General features: G+C 71.1%; 21 protein-coding genes and 1 tRNA gene. 15 read left to right on the forward strand and 7 right to left on the reverse strand.

Annotated elements, in window-relative coordinates; genetic code table 11:
• The first annotated feature begins 24 nt into the window (after positions 1–24).
• The 5 genes from P0084_RS03310 to P0084_RS03330 all read left to right on the forward strand — a co-directional run bounded on the left by P0084_RS03310 (position 25) and on the right by P0084_RS03330 (position 3,887).
• Positions 25–696 carry an endonuclease III domain-containing protein gene (locus P0084_RS03310; protein WP_308915383.1) on the forward strand — a complete coding sequence of 224 codons (672 nt, stop codon included), beginning with the start codon at positions 25–27 and terminating at the stop codon, positions 694–696.
• Positions 697–760: 64 nt separating this feature from the next.
• Positions 761–1,210: a hypothetical protein gene (locus tag P0084_RS03315; RefSeq protein ID WP_308915384.1), complete on the forward strand. Its 450-nt coding sequence runs from the start codon at positions 761–763 to the stop codon at positions 1,208–1,210.
• The gene (locus tag P0084_RS03320; RefSeq protein ID WP_308915385.1) at positions 1,207–1,776 is read left to right on the forward strand and encodes a hypothetical protein; all 570 of its coding nucleotides are present in this window, start codon (positions 1,207–1,209) and stop codon (positions 1,774–1,776) included. The genes P0084_RS03315 and P0084_RS03320 overlap by 4 nt, the downstream gene beginning before the upstream one ends.
• Complete coding sequence (locus P0084_RS03325; protein ID WP_308915386.1) at positions 1,776–2,363, forward strand: SCO family protein; 588 nt, start codon at positions 1,776–1,778, stop codon at positions 2,361–2,363. Before P0084_RS03320 ends, P0084_RS03325 begins: the two co-directional genes overlap by 1 nt.
• A 69-nt stretch (positions 2,364–2,432) precedes the next feature.
• Positions 2,433–3,887, forward strand: a complete 1,455-nt coding sequence (locus P0084_RS03330) for an ABC transporter substrate-binding protein (protein ID WP_308915387.1) — start codon at positions 2,433–2,435, stop codon at positions 3,885–3,887.
• A gap of 344 nt (positions 3,888–4,231) precedes the next feature.
• Here P0084_RS03330 and P0084_RS03335 read toward each other — a convergent pair whose 3' ends face one another.
• A complete protein-coding gene (locus tag P0084_RS03335) occupies positions 4,232–4,825 on the reverse strand; it encodes a 2-hydroxychromene-2-carboxylate isomerase (protein ID WP_308915388.1) in 594 nt (197 codons plus the stop codon).
• Between the two features lie 82 nt (positions 4,826–4,907).
• On the opposite strand from P0084_RS03335, the gene P0084_RS03340 reads away from it, so the two are divergent.
• From P0084_RS03340 to P0084_RS03360, 5 genes are all read left to right on the forward strand, one after another.
• Positions 4,908–5,954, forward strand: a complete 1,047-nt coding sequence (locus P0084_RS03340) for a ribose-phosphate pyrophosphokinase (protein WP_308915389.1) — start codon at positions 4,908–4,910, stop codon at positions 5,952–5,954.
• 71 nt (positions 5,955–6,025) lie between these two features.
• Complete coding sequence (gene dprA, locus P0084_RS03345; RefSeq protein WP_308915390.1) at positions 6,026–7,207, forward strand: DNA-processing protein DprA; 1,182 nt, start codon at positions 6,026–6,028, stop codon at positions 7,205–7,207.
• Positions 7,208–7,294: 87 nt separating this feature from the next.
• Positions 7,295–9,946, forward strand: coding sequence for a type I DNA topoisomerase (topA, locus tag P0084_RS03350; RefSeq protein WP_308915391.1), 2,652 nt, complete (start codon positions 7,295–7,297; stop codon positions 9,944–9,946).
• A 146-nt stretch (positions 9,947–10,092) separates the two neighbouring features.
• On the forward strand, positions 10,093–10,920 hold the full coding sequence (locus tag P0084_RS03355) for a PAN domain-containing protein (protein ID WP_308915392.1): 828 nt from the start codon (positions 10,093–10,095) through the stop codon (positions 10,918–10,920).
• A 135-nt stretch (positions 10,921–11,055) separates the two neighbouring features.
• Positions 11,056–12,030: a glutathione S-transferase family protein gene (locus P0084_RS03360; protein WP_308915393.1), complete on the forward strand. Its 975-nt coding sequence runs from the start codon at positions 11,056–11,058 to the stop codon at positions 12,028–12,030.
• 37 nt (positions 12,031–12,067) lie between these two features.
• On the opposite strand, the gene P0084_RS03365 is transcribed toward P0084_RS03360, so the two are convergent.
• From P0084_RS03365 to P0084_RS03375, 3 genes are all read right to left on the reverse strand, one after another.
• On the reverse strand, positions 12,068–13,942 hold the full coding sequence (locus P0084_RS03365; protein WP_308915394.1) for an acyl-CoA synthetase: 1,875 nt from the start codon (positions 13,940–13,942) through the stop codon (positions 12,068–12,070).
• 149 nt (positions 13,943–14,091) lie between these two features.
• The gene (locus P0084_RS03370) at positions 14,092–15,876 is read right to left on the reverse strand and encodes an ABC transporter transmembrane domain-containing protein (RefSeq protein WP_308915395.1); all 1,785 of its coding nucleotides are present in this window, start codon (positions 15,874–15,876) and stop codon (positions 14,092–14,094) included.
• Between the two features lie 124 nt (positions 15,877–16,000).
• Positions 16,001–16,071 (reverse strand) — tRNA-Gly (locus P0084_RS03375).
• A gap of 75 nt (positions 16,072–16,146) precedes the next feature.
• Here P0084_RS03375 and P0084_RS03380 point away from each other — a divergent pair.
• On the forward strand, positions 16,147–17,079 hold the full coding sequence (locus P0084_RS03380) for a bifunctional riboflavin kinase/FAD synthetase (protein WP_308915396.1): 933 nt from the start codon (positions 16,147–16,149) through the stop codon (positions 17,077–17,079).
• Complete coding sequence (locus P0084_RS03385) at positions 17,072–17,533, forward strand: YcgN family cysteine cluster protein (protein WP_308915397.1); 462 nt, start codon at positions 17,072–17,074, stop codon at positions 17,531–17,533. The genes P0084_RS03380 and P0084_RS03385 overlap by 8 nt, the downstream gene beginning before the upstream one ends.
• A gap of 43 nt (positions 17,534–17,576) precedes the next feature.
• On the opposite strand, the gene P0084_RS03390 is transcribed toward P0084_RS03385, so the two are convergent.
• The gene (locus P0084_RS03390) at positions 17,577–18,335 is read right to left on the reverse strand and encodes a VPLPA-CTERM sorting domain-containing protein (RefSeq protein ID WP_308915398.1); all 759 of its coding nucleotides are present in this window, start codon (positions 18,333–18,335) and stop codon (positions 17,577–17,579) included.
• Between the two features lie 116 nt (positions 18,336–18,451).
• Positions 18,452–18,700 carry a peptidase gene (locus P0084_RS03395; RefSeq protein ID WP_308915399.1) on the reverse strand — a complete coding sequence of 83 codons (249 nt, stop codon included), beginning with the start codon at positions 18,698–18,700 and terminating at the stop codon, positions 18,452–18,454.
• Between the two features lie 121 nt (positions 18,701–18,821).
• Between P0084_RS03395 and P0084_RS03400 the strand changes: the two genes are divergently transcribed.
• The 3 genes from P0084_RS03400 to P0084_RS03410 all read left to right on the forward strand — a co-directional run bounded on the left by P0084_RS03400 (position 18,822) and on the right by P0084_RS03410 (position 23,944).
• Positions 18,822–19,844 carry a threonine aldolase family protein gene (locus tag P0084_RS03400; RefSeq protein WP_308915400.1) on the forward strand — a complete coding sequence of 341 codons (1,023 nt, stop codon included), beginning with the start codon at positions 18,822–18,824 and terminating at the stop codon, positions 19,842–19,844.
• A 57-nt stretch (positions 19,845–19,901) separates the two neighbouring features.
• Positions 19,902–21,167, forward strand: coding sequence for a diaminopimelate decarboxylase (gene lysA / locus P0084_RS03405; protein ID WP_308915401.1), 1,266 nt, complete (start codon positions 19,902–19,904; stop codon positions 21,165–21,167).
• 212 nt (positions 21,168–21,379) lie between these two features.
• Positions 21,380–23,944: a DUF4175 domain-containing protein gene (locus P0084_RS03410; RefSeq protein WP_308915402.1), complete on the forward strand. Its 2,565-nt coding sequence runs from the start codon at positions 21,380–21,382 to the stop codon at positions 23,942–23,944.
• A gap of 302 nt (positions 23,945–24,246) precedes the next feature.
• On the opposite strand, the gene P0084_RS03415 is transcribed toward P0084_RS03410, so the two are convergent.
• Positions 24,247–25,134: a zinc-ribbon domain-containing protein gene (locus tag P0084_RS03415; protein ID WP_308915403.1), complete on the reverse strand. Its 888-nt coding sequence runs from the start codon at positions 25,132–25,134 to the stop codon at positions 24,247–24,249.
• Positions 25,135–25,200 lie beyond the last annotated feature (66 nt).

Raw genomic sequence — 25,200 nt, forward strand, 5'->3', positions numbered from 1 at the left:
GACCCGATGCCCTACCCTCGGGCCATGCTCGACGACACCCAGACCCGCGAAGCCTTCGACCGCATCCGGGACGCGTTTCCGGACGCGAAGGCCCCCACGGTGAAGAAGGGGCGCGACCCGTTTCGGTCGGTCGTGTCCTGCATGCTGTCCGCCCAGAGCCTGGACCGCAACACCGCCGCCGCGTCGAAGGCTTTGTTCACGCTCGCCCGCACGCCGAAGGGCATCCTGAAGCTCGACGACGCCGTGATCGCGCAGGCGATCCGGCCCTGCGGCCTCTACAACGTAAAGACCCGCAACCTGAAGAAGATGTGCCGGTTCCTGCTGGACGAATACGGCGGCCGAGTCCCCCGCGACCGGGCCGGCCTGATGTCCCTGCCGGGCGTGGGCCGCAAATGCGCGGACATCGTGCAGCACTTCACCTTCGGGGACGCGGTCGTCGCCGTCGACACCCATGTCCACCGCGTCTGCAACCGCATCGGCCTGGCCCGGGGCAAAACGGAGGCGCAGACCGCCGCGTCGCTCGAAGCGCGCATCCCCGACGGGTACCGCGCGCCCGGCCACGTCCTCCTGCTGACCTTCGGCAAGCGCATCTGCCGGTCGCGCGACCCGTCCTGCGGCACCTGCCCCGTGAACGAGCTGTGCGAGGCGTTCCAGTCCGGCGCGATGGCGCGGGCCCGGCCGCCGGGGAAATCGTGAATTGCCAGACGGCCCCCGCACGGGGCAGGCTTACCTCGCGTCGCAACACCTGGGGAGGAACGCCATGCTACGGACACTCGCACTTCTACTCGCGGTGACCCCCGCGGCCCATGCGGCCACGGGCGAACGCGTCCAGGTCACGGGCGAGGTGATCGACACCTGGTGCTATTTCTCCGGCGTCATGGGCGGGCCCGACGCCGTGGTCGGCAGCGCGCATCACACCTGCGCGCTGTGGTGCAGCGCGGGCGGCATCCCCGTGGGCCTCCTGGCGGAGGACGGGACCGTGTACATGGTCCTGAAGATGGCGGGCGACCCCGAAACGGCGGGCGGCGACACCAGCCTGCGCATCGCGTCTCACACGATAACGGCGGACGGGATGCTCTATGTCCGCGACGGCCTGAACTACCTGGTGGTCGAGGAGGTCCTGGCCGACCAGGACATCGTCAACGCGACCCACGACGATTTCGGGGTCATCCCCGGCTTCGCCATCCCCGAATCGGAGGCGCCGCAATGATCCGCCTCGTCCCCATCGTCGCCGCGGTCGCGGCCCTCGCCCTGCCCGCCGCGGCCCAGGACTTCTCCGAAGGGTCGGAAGCCCGCGAATGGGGCCTGTTCGGCGAACGGAAGGCCACCTTCGCCGCCCGCGTGGCCGACCCCCTGTGCGAGTTCACGGGCGAATGCGCCGCCGATTGCGGCGGCGGCGACCGGCAGGTCGTGCTGATCCGGCAGGCCGACGACGCCATGGTGTTCCCCCTGAAGAACGCGCAGACGGCGTTCAACGGCGCCGTGGCGGACCTGGCCCCCTATTGCGGCCAGACCGTGGACGTGGACGGGCTGCTGATCGAGGACGACTTCGTCGGCGCGACCAACGTCTATCTTGTGCAGCGCATCCGGCCCGAAGGCGGCGAATGGATCCGCGCGAACCGCTGGACGGACGACTGGGCCGAACGCCACCCCGACGCCGCCGGGCCCGGCCCCTGGTTCCGCCGCGACCCCCGCATCCTGTCCGAGATCGAGGACGAAGGCTATCTCGGCCTGGGCCCCGAGGTCGACGAGGCGTTCATCGCGGACTGGTTCTGATGCGCCTCGCCCTCCTTCTGTCGGCCTGCCTGGCCGTTCCCGGGGCGGCGCAGCAGGCGACCCTCCTGGCGCCCGGACCGGACACGGCGTTCCCCGCCGATATCGGCGGCGCCTATGCGCTGACCGACCATCACGGGCGGGCGCGCGACCGGACCGACCCCGACGGGCACGTCCAGCTGGTGTTCTTCGGCTATGCCACCTGCCAGGCGATCTGCACGGTCGCGCTGCCGATCCTGTCGCAGGTGGCGGCCGACCTGACCGAACGCGGCATCGGCGTCACGCCCCTCGTCATCACGGTGGACCCCGACGTCGACACCGTGGCCGCGATGGGCCCCGCCCTGGACGAGTACGCCCCCGGGCTCCTGGGCCTGACCGGCTCGCAGGATGCCCTTGCGGACGCCCGCGCGGCGTTCCACGTCGAGCGCACGGCGCTGTTCACCGACCCGGAAGGCAACGTCGTCTACGCCCACGGCGCGCATATCTACGTGATGGACGGCGACGGCGGGTTCCTGACGTTGCTGCCCCCGATCCTGCCTCCGGACCGGATGGTGGACATCGTCGCGGGCTACGCCGAAGCGCCCGCCTGAACCCGCTTGCCCCGGCCCGGTGCCGGGGCATACCCTCCCCCTCGCGACACCTTTGGGGGAGAACCGCACATGCTCATCCGCGGCACGATCATCGCCACGCTCCTGGCCGGGACGGCGATGGCGCAGGGGACCGACATCACCATCGGGATGCAGCTGGAACCCCCCAACCTCGACCCGACCGGCGGCGCGGCCGCGGCCATCGACGAGGTCGTCTATGCCAACCTGTTCGAAGGGCTGACCCGCATCGGGTCGGACGGCGCGGTGCAGCCGGCGCTCGCCCGCGACTGGACCACGTCGGAGGACGGCACCGTCTGGACCTTCACCCTCCGGGACGGGGTGACGTTCCACGACGGCACCGCGATGGACGCGTCCGACGTCGTGTTCAGCCTGGACCGCGCCCGGGCGGAGGACTCGATCAACGCCCAGAAGGCCCTGTTCGCGGGGATCCAGTCGGTGGAGGCCGTGGACCCGACCACCGTGCGCATCGTGCTCGACGCGCCAAACGGCAACCTGCCCTTCAACCTCGCCTGGGGCGACGCGGTCGTGGTGGCCCCCGAAACGGCGGACGGCAACGCCACGAACCCCGTCGGCACGGGGCCCTTCGCCTTCGGGCAATGGGTCCAGGGCGACCGGGTCGAGCTGGTCGCCAACCCCGATTACTGGGGCGAGGCGCCCGCGCTCGAGTCCGCCACGTTCAAGTTCATCTCCGACCCCAACGCCGCCTTTGCCGCCCTCATGGCGGGCGACGTGGACGCCTTCCCGAACTTCCCCGCCCCTGAAACCCTGGCGGCGTTCGAGGCCGATCCCCGCTTCAGCGTCATCGTCGGCAGCACGGAGGGCGAGACGATCCTGGGCATGAACAACGCCACCCTGGATCCGGACCTGCGCCGCGCGATCACGCACGCCATCGACCGGCAATCCATCATCGACGGCGCGATGTTCGGCTACGGCACGCCCATCGGCACCCACTTCGCGCCGCACAATCCCGACTACGTGGACCTGACCGCCGACAGCGCCTTCGACCCCGAAGCCGCCCGCGCCGCCCTGGAAGCATCCTCCTACGACGGACGGGCCCTGCGCCTGATGCTGCCGCCCCCCGCCTATGCCCGCCGGGGCGGCGAGATCGTGGCGAGCCAGCTGCGCGACGTCGGCATCGAGACCGAGATCCAGAACCTCGAATGGGCGCAATGGCTGGAACAGGTGTTCCGCGGCAAGGACTTCGACCTGACCATCGTCAGCCACACGGAACCCGCGGACATCAACATCTATGCCCGGCCCGATTACTACTTCCAGTACGACAACCCGGCCTTCCAGACCCTGATCGAGCAGTTGGACCGCGAAACGAACCCCGAACAGCGCAGCGCGTTGCTCCGTCAGGCGCAGCAGACGATCGCCGCGGACCACGTCAACGCGTTCCTCTTCCAGCTGGCCAAGACCGGCATCGCCGATGCCCGCATCAAAGGCCTGTGGGAGAACGCGCCGACCCAGGCCAACGACCTGACCGGGGTGCGCTGGACGGAATAGGGGGTCGGACCCCCACCTCGCATCACGCCCCCGCGCTCCCCGCGCGGGGGCCACCGCCCCCAACGGCGCATCTTCGTCCGACGCGGGGCAGACGCTCCGCAGACACGTCGCAGACAGGCCCGGCGAAGCGAATCACCGGCCCATCCGCGGGCCTTCGGATCGGCGACGCGACGCCCACGACCGTCCCGAACGCCAACCCCGCCTGGTCCCGGCCGCCCCGGTGCCCGCCGCTTGCCCCACGCCCCGCTCGGGGGCACACTGACCCCGACCGGCACCCGCCTCGTGACGACCGGCCGAAGGAACGTCGCCGCAGCGCAGCGAAAAGGTTGAGGATGCGGCGGACCCTAAAGCTCGCCTGCAAGGAACAGGTCGACGTCCCCGATGCGGTCCTGCCCCCAGAACCGTTCCTCGCCCACCAGGTAGAACGGCGCCCCGAACGCGCCCTTCGCCACCGCGTCCTCCAGGTTGCGCGCATACGCCTCCGCCCCGCTCAGCAGGCCCGAATCGGCCAGCCCCGGATCGAACCCGTTGGCTGCCAGCACGTCGCGGATCACCGCGTCGTCCGCGACGTCCCGCTCCTCCGCCCAGCAGGCGCGCGTGAACGCATGGGCCAAGGCGCCCACGTCGCCGCCCGCCTCCTTCGCCGCGATGATGGCATAGGACGACGGCGCGGGGTTGGTCGGCCAATGCGCGGGTCGCAGGTTCATGGGCATCCCCAGCTTCCTGGCCTGCCGCCGCAGCTCCTGCAGCCGCCAGGCCTGCCGGTTTGGGTGGCGGTCCTTCGGCGGCGTGCCCCCCGTGCGCGCGAACAGAGCCATGATGTCCAGCGGCCGGTACTCGATCGCCGCGCCGTGCTTGGCGGCCACGGCCTCCAGCCGCGTGCCGGCCAGGTAGGTATAGGGGGACACTGTGGCAAAGAAGTATTCGATGGTGCGCATGCGTAGGCCTTTCAGGTTCACGCGACGCTAGCGCGCGTGTAAGCCCGGGCGCAACGCGGACCGGCCCCGATGGAGCGTGCGGATGCAGAACCCCGACCCCAAGCTGATCTCCGGCAACGCCAACAGGCCCCTGTCCGACGGCATCGCGCGCCGCATCTCGATGCACCGCGGCATGAAGGTCCAGCTTCTGAACGCCCGGGTTGAACGGTTCAACGACCAGGAGATCTTCGTCGAGGTCTACGAGAACGTCCGCGGCGAGGACATGTTCATCGTGCAGTCGACGTCGAACCCCGCCAACGACAACCTGATGGAGCTCTTGGTCATCGCCGACGCCCTGCGCCGGTCGTCGGCTCAGCGCATCACCGCCGTGGTCCCCTATTTCGGCTACGCCCGCCAGGATCGCCGCACGAAGGCCCGCACGCCCATCAGCGCCAAGCTGGTCGCCAACATGATGGTCACGGCGGGCATCGAACGGGTGCTGACGATGGATCTGCACGCGGCCCAGATCCAGGGCTTCTTCGACATCCCCGTCGACAACCTCTACGCCTCGCCGATCTTCGCGCTCGACATCCTGCACCACTTCCCCGGCGCGATGGACGAGGTCATGGTCGTCAGCCCCGACGTCGGCGGCGTGGCCCGCGCGCGCGAGCTGGCCCAGCGCATCGGCGCGCCGCTGTCCATCGTCGACAAGCGCCGCGAGAAGGCCGGCGAAGTGTCCGAGATGACGGTGATCGGCGACGTCACGGGCCAGAAATGCGTGATCGTGGACGACATCTGCGACACCGCCGGAACGCTGTGCAAGGCGGCCGACGTGCTTCTCGACGCCGGCGCGCTGGAGGTTCACGCCTACATCACCCACGGCGTCCTGTCGGGCCCCGCCGTGGACCGGATCGAGGCGTCCAATCTCGCGTCGCTGGTCATCACCGACACGATCCAGGCCACCCCGGCCGTCCGGGACTGCGCCAACATCCGCATCATCCCCACCGCGCCCCTGATGGCCCAGGCCATCCTGAACATCTGGAACGGCACCTCCGTGTCCAGCCTGTTCGACCAGCAGACCCTGGAGCCGATCTACGAGAACCTGTATCCCGCCGGATACGACGGGCGCTCGCTGCTCGAACGGGCCTGACGCGACGGGGTCGGCCCCGGGCGTGGGCGGGCGTTAACCTCCCGTTTACCCCGTCCGCCTAGGCCCCCGCCATGGACGATCCCACCGCCTACCCCCTGCCGCCGCCCTTCGCCGTCGAACTGTTGGAGGACGCGGCCCCCCTGGCCCGGGCCGCCCCCGCGGACAGCCCGGCGGAACGCCTGGCGCGGCTGCGCCTGATCCGGTCCCGCCGCGTGGGGCCCGTGACATGGCGCCGCCTCATGGCCCTGCACGGCAACGCGGTGGCCGCGCTCGACGCGCTGCCCGACCTGGCCGCGCAGGCGGGCGACGCGCGCTATGCCCCCGCCCCCGAATCCGCCGTGCGCGACGAGGGCCGCGCCGCCCGCGCCCTGGGCGCGCGCCTGGTCACCCGCGGCGACCCCGACTATCCGACGCGCCTGATGGACCTGGACGACGCCCCGCCCGTCCTTTGGCTGGCGGGGGATGCGGACCTGTTGCGCCGGCCCTGCGTGGCCGTGGTGGGCACGCGCAACGCGTCCTCCGCCGGACGGCGCATGGCCCGCGACCTGGCGCGCGACCTGTCCCGCGCGGGCGTCGCGGTCGTGTCGGGCTTCGCGCGCGGCATCGACGCCATAGCGCACGACGCCGCCCTGCCCCTCACGGTCGCCGTCCATGCGGGCGGCCTGGACAAGCCCTATCCGCCGGAGAACGTCGACCTCGCCGGGCGCATCATCGTCGAAGGGCTGTCCCTGACCGAACGACCCTTCGGCCACGCCCCCGCCGCGCGCGACTTTCCCAGGCGCAACCGCATCGTGTCGGGCCTGTCCGACGCCGTCGTCGTGGTGGAGGCCGCGACCCGGTCGGGCAGCATGATCACCGCGCGGGACGCCCTGGACCAGGGGCGCGAGGTGATGGCCGTCCCCGGGCACCCGTCGGACGCGCGCCTGTCGGGCTGCAACGCGCTTCTGCGCGACGGCGCCACGCTGGTCCGCAACGCGGGCGACGTGCTCGACCTGCTCGACGCCCGGCCCGCCGCGCCGGCGCCCGAACCGCCCCCGGACCGCGTCCCGGCCCAGTCATCGGCCCCCATCGTCGCGACCGCGGACGACCTGTCCGCGCGCCTGCTGGACCTGCTCTCCGCCACGCCCGTGTCGGAGGATCAGCTGGCCCGCGACGCCGACGCGGCCCCCCACCGCGTCGCCGCCGCCCTGTCGGAACTGGAGCTGCGGGGCCACGTCAACCGCCGTCCCGGCGGGGGCCTGACGCGGACCTAGGGGCAGCCGGACGGCCCATTGACATCGCTCGGGCCGTCGCCACATTCCCCCGCCAGACCGCCGCCCGCCGCCCTGAAGGATCACGCCATGCCCGTCGTCGTCGTCGAATCCCCGGCCAAGGCCAAGACCATCAACGGCTATCTCGGCAAGGACTACACGGTTCTGGCCAGCTACGGTCACGTCCGCGACCTGGTGGGCAAGGACGGTTCGGTCGATCCCGACAACGGCTTCGACATGACGTGGGAGATCCCGACCGACAGCCGCAAGCACATCAAGGCCATCGCCGACGCGCTGGCACAGGACGGCAACCTGATCCTGGCCACCGGCCCCGACCGCGAGGGGCCGGCGATCTCGTGGCACCTGCGCGAGGCTCTGAGCAAGCGGAAGGCACTGAAGAAGGACATGCCCGTCAGCCGGGTGGCCTTCAACGCGAACACGAAGAAGGCCGTGCTCGACGCCATCGCCAACCCCCGCGAGATCGACACCCCCCTCGTGGACGCCTACCTGGCGCGGCGCGCGCTGGACTACCTCGTGGGCTTCACCCTGTCCCCCGTCCTGTGGCGCAAGCTGCCGGGGTCCAAATCGGCGGGCCGCGTCCAGTCCGTCAGCCTGCGCCTGATCGTCGACCGCGAGATGGAGATCGAGGCCTTCGTTCCCCAGGAATACTGGACGGTCCGCGCGACGCTGGAAACGCCGCGCGGCCAGACCTTCGAGGCGCGGCTGGTCACCCTGTCGGGCAGGAAGATCGAACGCCTGACCCTGACCGACGCCACCCAGGCGGAGATGGCCGTCCAGGCCGTCCACAGCCGCGACCTGTCCGTGCGGTCGGTGGAGGCGAAGCCGGGCACCCGCAACCCGTCGCCACCCTTCATGACCTCCACGCTGCAGCAGGAAGCCAGCCGCAAGTTCGGCATGGGCGCGCGCGCCTGCATGGGCACCGCCCAGCGATTGTACGAAGCGGGCCTCATCACCTACATGCGGACCGACGGCATCGACATGGCGCCCGAAGCGGTGGACGGGGCCCGCGACGCCGTGAGGGACCGCTACGGGCCGGACTACCTGCCCGAGAAGGCGCGTCTCTACAAGAACAAGGCGAAGAACGCCCAGGAAGCGCACGAATGCATTCGGCCCACCGACATGGGCCGGTCGGCGGAGGACGCCAAGATCTCCGACGCCGATCAGCGCAAGCTCTACGACCTGATCTGGAAGCGGACCCTGGCCTCCCAGATGGAGGCCGCGCGATTGGAGCGCACGACCGTCACCGTCGCCAGCCCGGACGGCGAGGTCGAGCTTCGCGCCACCGGCCAGGTCGTCGTGTTCGACGGCTTCATGAAGGTCTATACCGAAGGGCGCGACGACGTCGCGGACGATGGCGACGACAAGCGCCTGCCCGCCATCCACGAAGGCGATGCACTGAAGAAGGTCGCGGACGCCTACCGGGACGAGACGTCGGAGAAGGCGCTGCTCCGCTCGGACGACGCCGCCGTCCTGGGCCAGCAGAGCTTCACCCAGCCGCCGCCCCGCTACACCGAAGCCACGCTGGTCAAGAAGATGGAGGAGCTGGGCATCGGCCGTCCGTCGACCTATGCCTCCATCCTGTCCACGATCGTGGACCGCGGCTACGTCCGCAAGGAAGGCAACCGCCTGATCCCCGAGGACCAGGGCCGGCTCGTGACGACGTTCCTGGCGAACTACTTCCGCCGCTACGTCGGCTACGACTTCACCGCCGGGCTGGAGAACGAGCTGGACGAGGTGTCGGCGGGCGACGCAGACTACAAGGAGGTGCTCGCCCGCTTCTGGCGCGACTTCAAGGCCGCCGTGGACGAGACGGCGGAGCTTCGCATCACCGACGTGCTCGAGAAGATCAACGAGGTGCTGGAGCCGCACCTCTTCCCCGACAAGGGCGACGGCAGCGACCCCCGCCTGTGCCCGAATTGCGGGATGGGGCGCCTGTCGATGCGAACCGCGCGCTCGGGCGGCGCGTTCATCGGCTGCTCCAACTATCCGGATTGCCGCTACACCCGCCCCTTCGGCCCCCCGGGCCTGGAGGGCGAGGCCGCGGGCGCCGACCGGATGCTGGGCGTCGAGCCGGAATCGGGCCTGGAGGTGTGGCTGAAGACCGGGCGCTTCGGCCCCTACGTCCAGCTGGGCGAGGCGACGGAGGCGGACCCCAAGCCCAGGCGCGCCAGCGTGCCGAAGTCCTGGCCCACGGACGACGTGGACCTGGAGAAGGCCCTGCGCCTCCTCGACCTCCCGCGCGAGGTCGGGCCCCACCCCGAGGACGGGGAGATGGTCGTGACGAACTTCTACCGCTACGGCCCGGCGGTGAAGTGGAACAAGGTCTATGCCCCCATATCGGAGGACGACGTCTTCGAGCTGGGCATGAACCGCGCGGTGGAGGAACTAGCCAAGAAGCAGGCCGGCGGCGGGCGCGGGCGCGGCGCCGCCAAGCCCCCCCTGGCGGAATTGGGCGAGCATCCCGAACGCGGCGGCCCCGTGGTCGTGATGGACGGCCGGTTCGGCCCCTACGTCAAGTGGGACAAGGTCAACGCCACGATCCCAAAGGACGTCCAGCCCGCCGACCTGACCATGGACCGCGCCGTCGAGCTGATCGCCGAGCGCGAGGCCAAGTCGGGCAAGAAGCCCGCGACACGGAAGAAGGCCGCCCCGAAGAAGAAGCCCGCCGCGACGGCCAAGGCGCCCGCGAAGAAGAAGGCCCCTGCCAAGAAGGCGGGCTGACCCCCCGCCGGACCGCGACCCCCGCCCGGCGAAGTCGCCTTCCGGGCGGGCTGCCGGGCATCCGGGCGCGATGCGGTCCGGTGAACGGATCGTTGCCAGATCGCGCCTTCTCGGGCGATGCTCGGTGCTTTCAGAAGGAAAGCATCATGAGACATCTGCTTCGCTGCCTTTCGATCCTGCTCCTGACCCTGCCCGCCCGGGCCGAGCAACCCCTTCGCGGAGACCTCTTCGCACCGCCCGAGATGACCGCGGAATGGGGCTGCACGATTCCCGGGATGGACTACCACTGGCAGACCCTTTTCCCGGCACCGACCGTGGGGGCCGCGACCCAGTGCCGTCAGCTGTGCATGCGCGACCGCGACTGCGCCGCCTATTCGGTCACGCGCGCGGGCTCGCGTCCCGGTCCGGGCCGGCGCTATGCGGTCTGCTACCTGAAGGACCACCGCGCCCTTCGGCGTCCGAGCGTCGCCGACCCGGACGTGGTGAGCGGACGGAAGATCCGCATCAGCCGCGTGCTGCATCAGACCGATCTGCCCGGCAACGACCTGCCCGTTTCCCCCATCTCCTATGCCCGACGGTCGCATTCCGAAGCCGTCCACCTGTGCCGCAGCATGTGCGCGCGGCGAACCACGCTCTATGGCTATCGGCGCGCGGACACCTGCGGGGCCTTCACCGTGACCGAGCGGAACGCCTGCTGGCTGAAGGGGTCCGGCCTGCCGATCGGCGCCTATCTGCGGACCCGGCGGGCTGCCGGCGGCATGACGTCGGGCGTCATCACAACCTTCGTCGCGATGGAGGCTCCCCTCCCCGGCGGCTCCTACGTGCGGACCTGCGCGGCGTGCAGGTCCACGGGCACCCAGCTGCGCTGCCGCTGCCACGACGGAAGCCGATGGAAGGACACCAGTGTCCGCCTCGACGGGCCGTGCCGCGGCCGATCGATCACGAACCGGAACGGCGCCCTGCGATGTGACTGAAGGCGCGCCCGGACGGGTCCGCGCGGCCCCGGGGGCGCACGCGGTCCGTACGGGGGTGCACATTCCCTGCGCGCCCATCGGGGGGGTCCCCGGCCCGCGTCCGCGCTAACGTCCGGTCGAACCGGAGGGCACGACATGGGCAAGCTGATCGACGGGGTCTGGCAGGACCGCAACGACGTGGGACAAGGCAAGGACGGGGCGTTCGTCCGCGCGGACAGCAGCTTCCGCGACTGGATCGACGGGGACGGCGACCACCCGCCGGAGGCGGGGCGCTACCACCTCTATGTCGGCCTCGCCTGCCCCTGGGCCCACCGCGCCCTGATCGTCAGGGCGTTGAAGGGGCTGGAGGACGCGATCGACGTCTCGGTCGTCCATCCCGACATGCTGAAAGATGGCTGGACCTTCGACACGGACTTTTCCGGCGCGACAGGCGACCGCCTGATGGGCCTGCCCTTCCTGCGCGACGTCTATGTCCGCGCCGACCCCCATGCGACGACGCGCGCCACCGTTCCGATCCTGTGGGACCGCATGCGCGACACCATCGTGTCCAACGAATCGGCCGAGATCATCCGCATGTTCGGCACGGCCTTCGACGACCTGACGGGCAACCGCCTGGACCTCTATCCCCCCGACATGCGGGCGGAGATCGACCGCGTAAACGACCGCGTCTATCACGCCGTCAACAACGGCGTGTACAAGTCCGGCTTCGCCACGAGCCAGTCCGCCTACGACGACGCCGTCACCGCCCTGTTCGACGCCCTCGACTGGCTCGAAGGGCGCCTGGGGGAACGCCGCTACGTCGCGGGCGATTGCATCACGGAAGCCGACTGGCGGCTGTTCACCACCCTCGTCCGCTTCGACCTCGTCTATCACGGGCACTTCAAGTGCAACCGCCGCAAGCTGATCGAGTACCCCCGCCTCTGGGCCTATGCGCGCGAGTTGTACGGGGTCCCCGGCGTCGCCGGCACCTGCGACTTCGGCCACATCTCGCGCCATTACCACTACAGCCACGAATCGATAAACCCGTACCGCATCGTGCCGATCGGGCCGGAGCCGGACTGGACCGAACCGCACGGACGCGGCGACAGCGTCTTCGCGTATCGCGGCTAGGGACGCGCCCCCGACCCGGCCGGACCCGCCGCCCCGTTCAGGCGGCCCATTCCCAGGGCCGGGTGAACGCGCCCAGCGTCTCGGCCACCAGCGCCTCGTCCGCGCCGTCGCGCCCCGACAGTTGCGCCACCAGGCCGCGCTTGCCGTCCTCGACCACACGGGCCACGCGCGCGTCCGACCCCGCCTCCGCCAGCGCCGCGTCGTAGATCCGGGCGATCGCCATGCGGCGCAGGTCGGGCTTGAACACCTTGCCCACCGCGGTCTTCGGCAGCTCGTCCACGATCTCCAGGTGCTTGGGGCGTGCCGCGCGCTCGGGCACGCGCGCCTCGCACCACGCCAGCAACTCCTCCTCCGTCGCGGTGGCGCCCGCCACCAGCTCGACATAGGCGCAGGGCAGCTCGCCCGCGAAGGCGTCCGGCTGGCCGATCGCGCCCGCCACGGCGACGGCCTCGTGCCCGGCCAGGGCCTCCTCGATCAGGGCGGGGTCGATGTTGTGGCCGCCCCGGATGATCAGGTCCTTCGCCCGCCCCGTGATCCACAGGTATCCGTCCCCGTCCACCCGCCCCAGATCGCCCGTCCGCATGTAGCGCCCGTGATGGAACAGCGCCGCGTTCTTCGCCGGGTCGGTATAGGTCCGCCCGTCGTACACGCCGGGGCTGCTGACGCAGATCTCGCCAACCGTGTCGGGGGCGCAGTCGGACCCGTCCCCGTCCAGGATCCGCACGTCGGTGAACATGAACGGCAGGCCCACCGAGCCGATCTTCTTCTGTCCGTCCGTGGGGTTGCACGACACCAGACAGGTGGCCTCCGTCAGGCCATAGCCTTCGACGATGGTCACGCCGGTCGTCTTCTCGAACCGGTTGAACAGCTCCACCGGCAGGGGCGACGACCCGCTGAACGCCGTCTTCACGCTCGAGATGTCGGCATCGACCTTGCGCTGCATCATCGCGGCGATGGCCGTCGGCACGGTGATGATGAACGTCACCTTGTACCGCTCGATCAGCTTCCACAGGTTGTCGAACACGCCGTCGCCCCGATAGCCCTGCGGCGTCGGGAACACGACATGCGCCCCCGACGCGATCATCGCCATCAGGATCACGTGGCAGGCGAAGACGTGGAACAGCGGCAGGGGGCACAGCACGACCTCCCGCTCGTTGAAAAGAAGTTGCTGCCCGATCCACCCGTTATAGATCATCCCGTCATAGCGATGCTGCGCGACCTTGGGCATGCCCGTCGTGCCGCCCGTGTGGAAATAGGCCGCGACGCGGTCCTCGTCGGGATCCTCGAACGCCAGGTCGGTCGGCTGCTTCGCGATCTCGGTCGCCCAGTTCAGGACGCGCGCCTTGTGCGCGACCGGGTTCTTCGGACGGATCAACGGCACGATCAGCTTCTTGACGCCCGTCAGATAGCGGTGGAGGTCGACCTCGACCACCGTTTCCACGGCGGGGGCCTTGGCGACGGCGGCGGCGACCTTCTGGGCCACGTCCGTCTTCGGGAACGCCCGCAGGGTGACCACCACCTTGGCCTTCGTTTCGCGCAGGATCGCGGCGATCTGGTCGGCTTCGAGAAGCGGATTGATGGGGTTCGCGATGCCCGCGACCGTGCCGCCGACCAGCACGCAGGCGGTCTCCGTGCAGTTGGGCAGCACATAGGCGACGACGTCCGTGGGTCCCACGCCCAGGCTGCGGAACAGGTTGGCGGCCTGCGTCACGCGGCAATGGAACTCGTTCCAGGTCAGCGTCTCGGCGGCGTCCTTCGGCCCCGACGTCAACTGATACGAAAGGGCGGGCCGCGACCCGTGCGCGTCACGGGTCTGCGTCAGGAGGCGATGCAGCGTCCTGGCCGGGCGGGCCTCCTCCCACGGGGCGCGGCCCTCGATCTCGCGGACGTCGAATTCGCCTCTGAAGGCCATGGGCTCCCCCCCTCGTGTCGTTCGGCCCGATCCATCCCATCGGTGGGGGCAGGATGCAGACCCGCCCCCGGATCCACAAGCGTCGCGCCCCGCCGCCCGCCCGGAATGCCGTCACGGCAACGGGGCGCGGAACCGCGCGGACGCGTCGGTCACTCGGCGGCCAGACCTTCCGTGAACTGCAACCGCGCCAGACGCGCGTACAGGCCGTTCTGCGCGACCAGCTCGTCGTGCGTGCCCTGCGCTGCGACGCGGCCGTCCTGCATCACGACGATGCGGTCGGCCGCCTTCACGGTGGCCAGCCGATGCGCGACGATGATCGTCGTGCGGTCCCGCGCCAGCCGGGCGACGGCCTCCTGCACCGCGCGCTCCGATTCCGCGTCCAGGGCGGACGTCGCCTCGTCCAGCAGAAGGATGGGCGCGTCGCGCAGGATGGCGCGCGCGATGGCGACCCGCTGGCGCTGCCCGCCCGATAGCATCACCCCCCGCTCCCCCACATAGGTGTCGTAGCCGTCCGGCAGAGCCGCCACGAAGTCGTGCGCGGCAGCGGCGCGGGCGGCGGCCTCGACCTCCGCGTTGGTGGCGTCGGGGCGGCCGAAGCGGATGTTGTCGCGCGCGCTGGCGGCGAAGATCACCGGGTCCTGGGGCACCAGGGCGATCAGGGCCCGGAACGCGTCGCGGTCCATGTCCCGCAGATCGACGCCGCCCAGCGTGATCCGCCCCTCGTCGGGATCGTAGAACCGTTGCAGCAGCTGGATCACGGTAGTCTTGCCCGCCCCCGACGGACCCACCAGCGCCACCGTTTCGCCGGGGGTCACGGTCAGGTCGATCCCGTCCAGGGCCGCCACCTGCGGCCGGGTCGGATACCGGAAGGTCACCCCCTCGAAGGCGACCGCGCGGTTCAGGTCGGGCACCGGCACGGGCCGGTCCGGGTCGCGCACGTGGTCGTCCACGTCCAGCAGCTCGATCAGGCGCTCCGTCGCGCCCGCGGCGCGCTGAAGCTCGCCCCAAATTTCGGACAGGGCGGCCACGGACCCGGCCACCATGATCGCGTAGATCAGGAACTGGATCAGCTCGCCGATGGTCATAACGTCCGACCGCACGTCGCGCGCGCCGATCCACAGCACGCCCACGATGCCCACGAAGGTCAGCGCGATGACGATCACCGTCATCACCGCGCGGGTGCCGATCCGCTTGCGGGCGGACACGAAGCTGTCCTCCGTCACGCCGTCGAAGCGCCGCCGCGCCTCCCCCTCGAACGTATAGGCCTGGACCGTCTGCGCGCTCAGCAGCCATTCGGACGCGCGGCCCGACGATTCGGCGATCCAGTCCTGGTTCTCGCGGCTCAGGGTGCGAAGGCGGCGGCCAAGGATCACGATGGGCAGCACGACGGCGGGCACGATCAGCAGGACCAGGCCCGCCAGCTTCGGCGCGGTCCACAGCATCAGCGCCAGGCCACCCGCGAAGATCAGGACGTTGCGCAGTGCCACCGACACCGAGGACGAGATCACGGACAGCAGCAGCGTGGTGTCGGTGGTGATGCGCGACAGGACCTCGCCGGTCAGGATGCCGTCGAAGAAGTCGGGCGACATGCCGATCATGCGCGCGAACACCGCCTTGCGGATGTCCGCCACCACACGCTCGCCCACCCGCGTCACCAGATAGTACCGAAGCCCCGTGCCCAGCGCCAAGGCGGCGGCGATGCCCAGCGCGGCCAGGAAGTACTGGTCCAGCAGCGCCGACGTCTCCGTTTGGAAGCCGTCCACGACGCGGCGCACGGCCAGGGGCAGGACCAGGCTGACGCAGGCCGTCAGGACCAGCGCGGCCCCCGCGGCGGCGACCCATGCGCGATAGGGGCGGAAGAACGGCGCCAGGCGCGTCAGGTTGCCCACGCGCTTTGACTTGGCCCGGTCGGCCTCCTTCGCGATGTCGGCCATGGGTCCCCTCCGCGGCGTTCCGGGGCGCAGGGTTAGCGGGGGCGGGGGGGAAGGGCAACGCGGCCGAACGTCATGACCCGGGTCACGACCCAGGGGGCGACGTGGTCTTCTATGAAGGGATCGGAGCGGGCGGCGGGAATCGAACCCGCGTCATCAGCTTGGAAGGCTGAGGTCTTACCACTACACAACGCCCGCGCCCAACCATGTTATCAGCCGATGCGCCCCGGACGCAACCTTGCTATGCGCCATCCCCACGGCTAACGGGCGCCCATGCGCGTGTTCCGTGACCTGTCCGCCATTCCCGACGACGCGCGCGGGGCCGTCGCGGCCATCGGCAACTTCGACGGCGTGCATCTTGGCCACCGTCACGCCATCGACATGGCCCGCCGCCCCGGCCACCCCCTGGGCGTCGTGACGTTCGAGCCGCACCCGCGAGAGGTCTTCGCGCCCGACGCCCCGCCCTTCCGCCTGATGAACGCCGCCGCCCGCGCGTCCCGCCTGGCCAAGATCGGGGTGGACGTCCTGTTCGAGCTTCCCTTCCCCGCGGTCGCGCCCCTGACGGCCGAGGCCTTCGTGGCGGACGTCCTGCACGGCGCGCTGGGCCTGTCCGGCGTGGTCGTGGGCGCCGACTTCCGCTTCGGCAAGGCACGGGCGGGGGACGTGGCCCTCCTGCGGGCCGAAGGCGCGGCCAGAAACATGGACGTCGCGGTCGCCGACCTGCTGGCGCGCCCCGATGGGCCGATCTCGTCCACCGCGATCCGCCGCGCGCTGACCGACGGGCGCCCGCGGGATGCCGCCGCCATGCTGGGTCATTGGCACCGCATCGAGGGCCCCGTGATCCATGGCGAGAAGCGAGGCCGCGCCCTGAACTATCCGACCGCGAACCAGGCGCTGGACGGGCTGCACCTGCCCCGTTTCGGCGTTTATGCGGTCCTGGCCGACGTGTTGGACGGGCCCCATGCTGGGCGCCATCGCGCGGTGGCCAGCCTGGGCGTCCGGCCGATGTTCGGGCAGAACGTCCCCAACCTGGAAACCCATCTGTTCGACTTCGACGGCGACCTCTATGGCGCGTCCCTGTCCGTCGCGCTCGTGGACTTCCTGCGGCCGGAGGCGTCGTTCGACGGCCTGGACGCCCTCGTCGCGCAGATGGACGCCGACAGCGAACGCGCCCGCGCCGTGCTGGCCGGCCTCGCCGATGCCTAGGCTCCGCCCCCGCTTCTGGGAACGCCCCCTGTCCAAGCTGACCCCGGCGGAGTGGGAAGCGCTTTGCGACGGCTGCGGCAAGTGCTGCCTGAATAAGCTGGAGGACGAGGAGACGGGCGAGGTCGCGTTCACCGACGTCGCCTGCCGCCTGCTGGACGACGCGACCTGCCGCTGCGCTCATTACGCGCAGCGCAAGGTCTTCGTCCCCGACTGCGTGGTCCTGACGCCGAAGTCGCTGCCGGACGTCGCCTACTTCATGCCCACCACCTGCGCCTATCGCCGCCTGCACGAAGGCCGCCCGCTACCCCGCTGGCACCCCCTGCTGACCGGCGACCCGGACAGCCCCCACGACGCAGGCGCGTCCCTGCGTTGCCGCACGGCGTCGGAGATGGAGGTCGCGGAGGACGAATGGGAGGATCACGTCATCCCGGAACCGTTGGGCGACGGAAGCTGACGCGGTATGCGGGCCCGGATGGCCGAGCCCGCCATCCAAGCGCTTAGATACGGGCGCGTCGCCGCAAGGCGCCCAGCGCCACCAGTCCGCCCACCAGCAGCACTCCACCCGCAGGCAGGGGCACGACAGGAGGCATGTCATCGTCGTCGTCGCCGTTGCCGCCCATGCCACCACCACCGGTGCCCGGATCTCCTCCGCCAGTGCCAGGATCCCCCATACCGTCCCCCGGCGTGAACGTGTACTCGATCCCATAGACGAAATTCGCCTGGCCGAAGGCAGAAACCGCTTGCGCCGGTGTTCCGTCGACGGCGATGCCCTGGAAATTGATCTCGATCACGCCAGTCCCGACGACCGCATCGAGATCGGTGAAGATCGCCTCGCCTTGGGCCGATCCAGTCGTTCCGAAGAACCCATTGGCTCCGACCACATCGTTGTCACGCACCGCAAGCTCGACCGCGGTGAACGGATCGTCTCCAACGTCCGGGGTCGAGAAGAATGCTGCCTCGAGAAAGACGTTCTGCTGCAGGGAGTCGAGCGGCACCGTCGTGAAGTACTGCGACACGCCGGAGACCGAAACGCTGGCGAAGAACAGCGCCGACGTCAGTGCGCCTTGCGCTGGGTCGAACTGCGGAAGTCCGGCGGACGCCCGAAGCACCTGCAACCCAGGGGCGGCGGCCACGACCGGAATCGTGAAGGCGTCCGATACCGTGGTCGTGGCAGCAGACCCCGCCATGGGGGTCGCGACGGCGACCGCTATGGCGCCGGCGAACGGAAGTTGTTTCAATGACATCATCCTCTCCATCGCAATGAGCATTGCGACGATAGCCGGACGATTCCGGAGCGCCATTAACCTTTCCGCATCGTTACAGGGGATCCGGTCACCTTGGCAGGATCTCGCCGATATCGAAAACCGTCGCGTCACCCCATCACCACCGCGTACCGCGCCAGCCCATAGACGTAGAGCGCGGCGAACAGCACGTTGAGCCATTTCAATTGCGGCTCGCGGTGGAGCCAGGCGCAGTAGGTCCAGATCATGCAAAAGGGCAGGCTCAGGGCCATCGCGCCCAGTTGCCAGTCCTGCACCACGCAGATCGCGCTGCCCAGGCCCAGGAGGACGGCGATGTTCTTCAAACGCCGCTCATAGGCGGCGAATCGTGTCGGTTCCATTCATAGGGTCCATCTGATCGGCGCCGTTGACCCGGCGTTCCGATTGGCGTCGGATATCGCCGCCGGACGCGCGGATCAAGACTCGTTGCCCCCGTTCGGGCGCCGCGCTAGCCCCGGCGCCATGAACCTCAACTTCGCCTCCGACAACGCGGGCCCCGTGCACCCCGCCATCATGCAGGCCCTGGCGGATGCCAACGCGGGCGGGACCATGCCCTATGGCAACGACGACGCCACCGCCGCGCTGCGGGACCGGTTCCGCACCCTCCTCGCCTGGCCGGAGGCGGAGATCGCGCTGGTCGCGACCGGCACCGCGGCCAACGCCATCGCCTTGGCCGCGCTCGTGAAGCCCTACGACGCGATCCTGTGCCACCAGGCCGCGCATATCCAGGACGACGAGGCGGGTGCGCCGGAGTTCTATACCGGCGGCGCCAAGCTCGTCCCCGTGCCGGGACCCCACGGCCGCATCGATCCGGACGCCCTGCGCGCCGCCTGCGCGCGCATCGGCACCAGCGTCCACGCCGTGCAGCGCGGGGCCCTGTCGCTTACGGACGTGACGGAGGCAGGGACCCTCTACACCCCCGACCAGCTCGACGCGTTGACGGCCATCGCCCGCGACTATGGCATGGCCACGCACCTGGACGGCGCGCGCTTCGCCAATGCCTGCGCCGCTCTGGACTGCACGGCGGCCGACCTGGCGCGCGGGTTCGACGTCGTCAGCTTCGGGGGCACGAAGAACGGCTGCATGGGGGTGGAGGCCATCGTCCTTCGCGACCCGGCCGGCCACTGGGACGTGCAGATGCGCCGCAAGCGCGCGGGCCACCTGTGGTCCAAGCACCGCTACCTCGCGGCGCAGATGACGGCCTATCTGGCCGACGACCTGTGGCTGGACCTGGGCGGACGCGCCAACGCCGCCGCCGGGCGCCTCGCCGAAGGCCTGGCCCGGGCGGGCGCCGAAGTCGTCCACCCACCGCAGGCGAACATGATCTTCGCGCGCCTCGACCCTGCCGCCCACGACCGCGCGAAGGCCGCCGGCGCCGCCTACTACGTGATGGACGACGCCCCACGCCCCCTCTGCCGCCTGGTCTGCGACTGGTCCAAGACCGACGCGGAGGTGGACGCCCTGCTCCGCGCGCTCGCGGGCTAGGGCGGCGCCCCCCGGGCGCCTTCCCCTCCGCCACCCGCGCGGCTATGGGGCGCGGCCATGGACCACTTCCTCTATCGCGACGGCGTCTTGCACGCCGAGGACGTTTCCCTGCCCGCGATCGCCGCCGCCGTGGGCACGCCGGCCTATGTGTATTCCGCGGCCACGCTCCTGCGGCACTACCGCCTGTTCGACGACGCGCTGGCCTGGGGGCCGCATCTGGTCTGCTATGCGGTCAAGGCCGCCAGCAACGTCGCCATCCTGAAGCTCCTGGGCGATGCCGGCGCCGGCATGGACGTGGTCAGCGAGGGCGAGTACCGCCGCGCCCGCGCCGCCGGCGTGCCGGGCGAACGCATCGTCTTCTCCGGCATCGGCAAGACGGAAGGCGAGATGCGGCACGTCCTGGAAAACGGCGTCCGTCAGATCAACCTGGAATCGGAACCCGAGATGCGCGCCCTGTCCCGCATCGCCGCCACCATGGGGGTCGAGGTGCCCGTCACTGTGCGCGTGAACCCCGACGTCGATGCCAGGACCCACGAAAAGATCGCCACCGGCAAGGCGGAGAACAAGTTCGGGATCCCCATCGCCCGCGCCCGCGATGTCTATGCCGAGATCGCGGCCCTGCCCGGCCTGCGCGCCGTGGGCGTCGACGTCCATATCGGCAGCCAGCTGACCGACCTCGATCCGTTCCGCCAGGCGTACCGCAAGGTGGCCGACCTGACCCGTGCCCTGCGCGACGACGGCCATGCCATCGAACGCCTGGACCTGGGCGGCGGGCTGGGCATACCCTACGAACGCTCCAACCTCGCGCCCCCCGTGCCGGCCGAATACGGCGAAGTCATTCGACAGGAGGTGGGCGATCTGGGCTGCGAGATCGAGATCGAGCCAGGCCGCCTGATCGCGGGCAACGCGGGCATCCTGCTGTCGCGGGTGATCTACCTCAAGCACGGCGAGGGCCGCGACTTCCTGATCGTGGACGCCGCGATGAACGACCTGATCCGCCCCGCGATGTACGGGGCGCACCACGACATCGTGCCCGTCGCGGAACCCCCGGCCGGCGTGGACCTGTCCCCCGCCGACGTGGTCGGTCCGGTCTGCGAAAGTGGCGACACGTTCGCCAAGGCCCGCCCCCTGCCGCCCCTGGACGGCGGCGACCTGATCGCCTTCCGGGGCGCCGGGGCCTATGCGGCCGTGATGGCGTCCGAGTACAACTCCCGCCCCCTCGTGCCGGAGGTCCTGGTCCAGGGCGACGAATGGTCCGTGATCCGCCGCCGCCCGACCTGGGACGAGATGCTGGAACGCGAATCCATTCCCGACTGGCTCTAGCGGCCCGCCCCCATGGACCCCCGCCACGGGGAGGGCGGGGGTGGGGGCTCGAAGGAACCCGCCATGCGAAGGATCGTCCCGATCCGGGGCGATGGCCCCGCGACGTCCCCCGGGCATGGCCCCACCCCTCGGATCTGTGACCACCCGCCCCTCGCAATCGCCCGTGCCGGACGCTACGTGTCGGGGGACCGCATGACCTGGGGGGCCAGCGCATGACCCGGACGACCGACACCGAACCCGCCCGCCGCGCCCTGCGCCTCACCCGTCTGGGCCTGGGCGCGGAACGCGCCGTTCGCGCCTTCTGGCCCGCCTGGACGGCTGCCCTCCTGGGCGTCGCGGTCTGGTCCACCGACCTCCTGACCGGCACCGCCGCGACCGCCGCCCTGGCCGCCGCGGCCCTCGCCACGCTGGTGCTGCTGGCCTGGGGCCTGTGGCGCTTCCGTCTACCCGCCCGTGCCGACGCCGCCGCCCGACTGGACCGCACCCTGCCCGGCCGCCCCCTGCAGGGGCTGGCCGACGACATCGCCGTCGGGCGCGACGACGCGGACGCCCACGCGGTCTGGCGCGCTCATCGCGACCGGCTGTCGCGCACGCTGGCCGCCGCGCGCCCCGTGTCGCCGGACCTGCGCGTATCGCGCCGCGACCCCTTCGCCCTGCGCTACCTCGCCCTGCTCCTGGCCGCCGTCGGCATCCTGTTCGGCACGCTGCTGCGCGTCCCCGACCTGCCCGGCATCCCGGGGCAGTCCGGCACCGCGCAGGCGGCCGGACCGTCCTGGGAAGGCTGGCTGGAACCGCCCCGCCACACCGGCCTGCCGGGTCTCTACCTGCGCGACGTCGAACCCGGCCCCGTCACCGTCCCCGAAGGCACGCGGATCACGGTTCGCCTGTACGCCGCGCCCGGCGCGATCACCGTCCGGCAGGACGTGGGCGACCCCATTGCCGAGGGGACGGACGCGGCCGTGCAGCAGTTCACCGCCGAACGCGACGGCACCCTGACCATCGCGGGGACCGCCAACGACCCGACCTGGACGCTGGACGTCACGCCCGACGCCGCCCCCGCCATTGCGATGAACGGTGCGCCCGGGTTCGAGCATCCCGACGCGGGCACCCTGCCCTGGCAGGCCACCGACGATTACGGCGTGGCCGCGGCCGGGGTCGCCTTCGCCCTCGACCTGGCATCGGTGGATCGCCGTCACGGCCTCGCCGTCGATCCCGAACCCCGCGACGCCGTCACGCTGCAGATGCCGCTGCCCATCGCGGGGGACAGGGCCGACGTGGCCGATGTGTTCCGCTTCGACCTGACGAAGCATCCCTTCGCGGGCCTGCCCGTCCTGGCCACGCTGACCGCCACCGACGCGATGGACCAGTCCGGCACCACCACCGCGCCGATGATCCTGCCGGGGCGGTCCTTCTACGACACGGACGCCGCCGCACTGATCGAGATGCGGCGCGACCTCCTGTGGTCTCGCGCGAACGCCGAACGTACGGCTCGGTTGCTGCGCGCGGTGACCTGGAACGGGGCCGACGCGTTCGACCACCCCCCCGCCTATCTGCTGACCCGCACCGCGATCCGCCGCCTGGACCGCGCGGGCGACGCCCTGTCGGAGGCGGAGCGCGACCGCATCGCGGAGATGCTGTGGAAGGCCGCCCTCCGGCTGGAGGAGGACAGCCTCGATTCCGCGCTCGAACGCTTGCGCCAGGCGCAGGACCGTTTGGCCGAAGCCATCCGCCAGGGCGCCGACCCCGACGAGATCGCCCGCCTGATGGAGGAGATGCGCCGCGCCATGGACGACTACACCCGCCAGCTGGCCGAACGCGGCGAGCAGGACGGGTCCCAGGCGCAGCAGCAGGCCGAGAACGGCGAGATGCAGCAGGTCACGCCCGACATGCTGGACCAGATGATGCAGCGCATCGAGGAGTTGATGGAGCAGGGCCGCACCGCGGAGGCGCAGGAGCTGCTCCAGCAGCTGCAGGAGATGATGGAGAACCTGCAGGTCACCCAGGGCCAGCCGGGCGGGGGTCAGGGCCAGCAGGGCCAGGGCGGGCCGGGCGAACAGGCCATGGACGAGATGCGCGACACCCTGCGCGAGCAGCAGGGCCTGTCCGACGACGCGTTCCGCGAGTTACAGGAACGGTTCGACCCCAACGCCCAGGCCGGCGAGTCGCAGGAGAACGAGGGGCGCAACGGCGGCCAGGGCCGTGGGCAGGAGCACGAAGGCCAGGCCGGCGAAGGCCAGGCGGGCGACGGAAGCCAGGGCCAGCCGCGCCCCGGCCAGACCCCGGGCGAGTTGGCGCGGCGGCAAGGGGACCTGCGCGAACGCCTGGACGACCTGGATGGCCAGATCCCCGGCAACGAGGCCGGTGACGCGGCGCGCGACGCGCTCGGCCGCGCGGGTCGCGCGATGGAGCAGGCCCGCCGCGACCTGGAGGACGGCAACCTCGGTGGCGCGCTGAACGACCAGGCCCAGGCGATGGACGCCTTGCGCGACGGCATGCAGGAGCTGGGCCGCGCGCTATCGGACCAGCAGCCCGGCGGCGGCCAGCCGGGGGACCGCGACACGGCCGGCTTGCGTCCGGGCGAAGGGGGGCAGCGCGATCCCTTGGGCCGTCGCTCCGGCGACGGGGCGCGCTTGGGAACGGACGAGCAGTTCCTCGACGGACCGGACGCGGCCCGGCGCAGCCAGGAGTTGCGGGACGAGATCCGCCGCCGCTCCGCCGAACAGAGCCGCCCGGAACTGGAACGCGACTACCTCAACCGTCTGCTCGACCGCTTCTGATCGTGCCGCCGGGCCTCGGGGGCCGTCGGCTTCCGGCGGACGACGCGGCGCGCGCCCGCTCGCGGGACGGGTACTCGATCGTCCTATGCTCTTCCGGGGGATGGCGTCGGCACGGATGACGCACGTCCCGATGGAATCGCGCCGGACTGCCCCGACGCCCTGCGCCCCCACCGATCCGACGAAACGGGCGGCATCACGCCTGGAACGACGGCACCCCCTCCCCCCTCGGCGGAGGGTCGGGGTGGGGGCGACCCTTGCCCCTTACGGGCAAATATTGCCGAACACGACCGAAGCCGTCGCTATCATCCCGTCCCGTCGAACCACGCCGTCAGCGCCTGCGCCCCCCGGGCCAGGGCGGCGCGCTGCGTGTCCACGAAACCGACATAGCCCGTCAACGGATCGGCCAGCCCCGGAACCGCCGACGCGATGTCGGCGGCGAACAGGTACAGCGCCGCCAAGACGCCGATCACCGCCAACGCGGCCACGAAGCCCAGCCTGAACCCACGTCCCCGATCGGGCTCCGCCTCCACCGGACGCCGGTCGCGCGCCACCGGCCGCGCGCGGGCGGGCGGATCGGTCCGCACGGCCTCGATCTCGGGCAGGGCATCGCCGCGCCCCTCGCGCGGGGCGGTCGCAGGCGTGACGGCCACGGTCCCCACCGGCTCGACCTCCGCGGGATCGGCGTTCTCGGGCGCGTCGGGATCGGACGCCCCCCCCTTGCGGCGCGCCCGGGCCAGGGCGGCGGCGGCGGCCATGCGCGCGCGCTCCCGCTCTCCCTTCGAGATGGCGGCGTCGCGCTCGGACGGCGGGTCCGCCGCGCCCGCGTCGTCCCCGTCCACGTCCACGTCACCGTCTACGTCCCGCCGGCCGGCCTCCGACGCAGGACGTCCGTTCCGTTCCGCCGCGCGCGCCCGGCTCTCGAAGGCCCGCTCCTCGCGCAGGATGCCCATGACGTCCTCGCCTCCGACGGGGTCCGCGGCCAGGTCCGCGGGGTCCGGTCCCGCCCCGCCCCGCGCGGACCGCGCGGCCTTCAGGTCCGGGAACGATTCGACCGGCGCCGGGCGCTTCGGCTCCCCCAGTTGGAACCACGTCGTGCTACAGTTGGAGCATTGCACGTCCCGCCCGCCCGCGGGGATCATCTCCGACGCGATCTCGTACTTCGCTCCGCAGGAGGGGCAGGTCAGGCGCATGGGGGTTCCGCGTCATACAGATCGCGCGCAACCTGACCCACGCGGCCCCGGTGGGCAAGCCCGCGG

It is taken from the genome of Jannaschia maritima (genome assembly GCF_030973515.1).
Classification (GTDB): Bacteria; Pseudomonadota; Alphaproteobacteria; order Rhodobacterales; family Rhodobacteraceae; genus Jannaschia; species Jannaschia maritima.

Coding starts and splice junctions, on each gene's coding strand:
- P0084_RS03310 (WP_308915383.1), top strand. CDS start 25: ATGCTCGACGACACCCAGACCCGCGAAGCCTTCGACCGCATCCGGGAC.
- P0084_RS03315 (WP_308915384.1), top strand. CDS start 761: ATGCTACGGACACTCGCACTTCTACTCGCGGTGACCCCCGCGGCCCAT.
- P0084_RS03320 (WP_308915385.1), top strand. CDS start 1,207: ATGATCCGCCTCGTCCCCATCGTCGCCGCGGTCGCGGCCCTCGCCCTG.
- P0084_RS03325 (WP_308915386.1), top strand. CDS start 1,776: ATGCGCCTCGCCCTCCTTCTGTCGGCCTGCCTGGCCGTTCCCGGGGCG.
- P0084_RS03330 (WP_308915387.1), top strand. CDS start 2,433: ATGCTCATCCGCGGCACGATCATCGCCACGCTCCTGGCCGGGACGGCG.
- P0084_RS03335 (WP_308915388.1), bottom strand. CDS start 4,825: ATGCGCACCATCGAATACTTCTTTGCCACAGTGTCCCCCTATACCTAC.
- P0084_RS03340 (WP_308915389.1), top strand. CDS start 4,908: ATGCAGAACCCCGACCCCAAGCTGATCTCCGGCAACGCCAACAGGCCC.
- dprA (WP_308915390.1), top strand. CDS start 6,026: ATGGACGATCCCACCGCCTACCCCCTGCCGCCGCCCTTCGCCGTCGAA.
- topA (WP_308915391.1), top strand. CDS start 7,295: ATGCCCGTCGTCGTCGTCGAATCCCCGGCCAAGGCCAAGACCATCAAC.
- P0084_RS03355 (WP_308915392.1), top strand. CDS start 10,093: ATGAGACATCTGCTTCGCTGCCTTTCGATCCTGCTCCTGACCCTGCCC.
- P0084_RS03360 (WP_308915393.1), top strand. CDS start 11,056: ATGGGCAAGCTGATCGACGGGGTCTGGCAGGACCGCAACGACGTGGGA.
- P0084_RS03365 (WP_308915394.1), bottom strand. CDS start 13,942: ATGGCCTTCAGAGGCGAATTCGACGTCCGCGAGATCGAGGGCCGCGCC.
- P0084_RS03370 (WP_308915395.1), bottom strand. CDS start 15,876: ATGGCCGACATCGCGAAGGAGGCCGACCGGGCCAAGTCAAAGCGCGTG.
- P0084_RS03380 (WP_308915396.1), top strand. CDS start 16,147: ATGCGCGTGTTCCGTGACCTGTCCGCCATTCCCGACGACGCGCGCGGG.
- P0084_RS03385 (WP_308915397.1), top strand. CDS start 17,072: ATGCCTAGGCTCCGCCCCCGCTTCTGGGAACGCCCCCTGTCCAAGCTG.
- P0084_RS03390 (WP_308915398.1), bottom strand. CDS start 18,335: ATGGAGAGGATGATGTCATTGAAACAACTTCCGTTCGCCGGCGCCATA.
- P0084_RS03395 (WP_308915399.1), bottom strand. CDS start 18,700: ATGGAACCGACACGATTCGCCGCCTATGAGCGGCGTTTGAAGAACATC.
- P0084_RS03400 (WP_308915400.1), top strand. CDS start 18,822: ATGAACCTCAACTTCGCCTCCGACAACGCGGGCCCCGTGCACCCCGCC.
- lysA (WP_308915401.1), top strand. CDS start 19,902: ATGGACCACTTCCTCTATCGCGACGGCGTCTTGCACGCCGAGGACGTT.
- P0084_RS03410 (WP_308915402.1), top strand. CDS start 21,380: ATGACCCGGACGACCGACACCGAACCCGCCCGCCGCGCCCTGCGCCTC.
- P0084_RS03415 (WP_308915403.1), bottom strand. CDS start 25,134: ATGCGCCTGACCTGCCCCTCCTGCGGAGCGAAGTACGAGATCGCGTCG.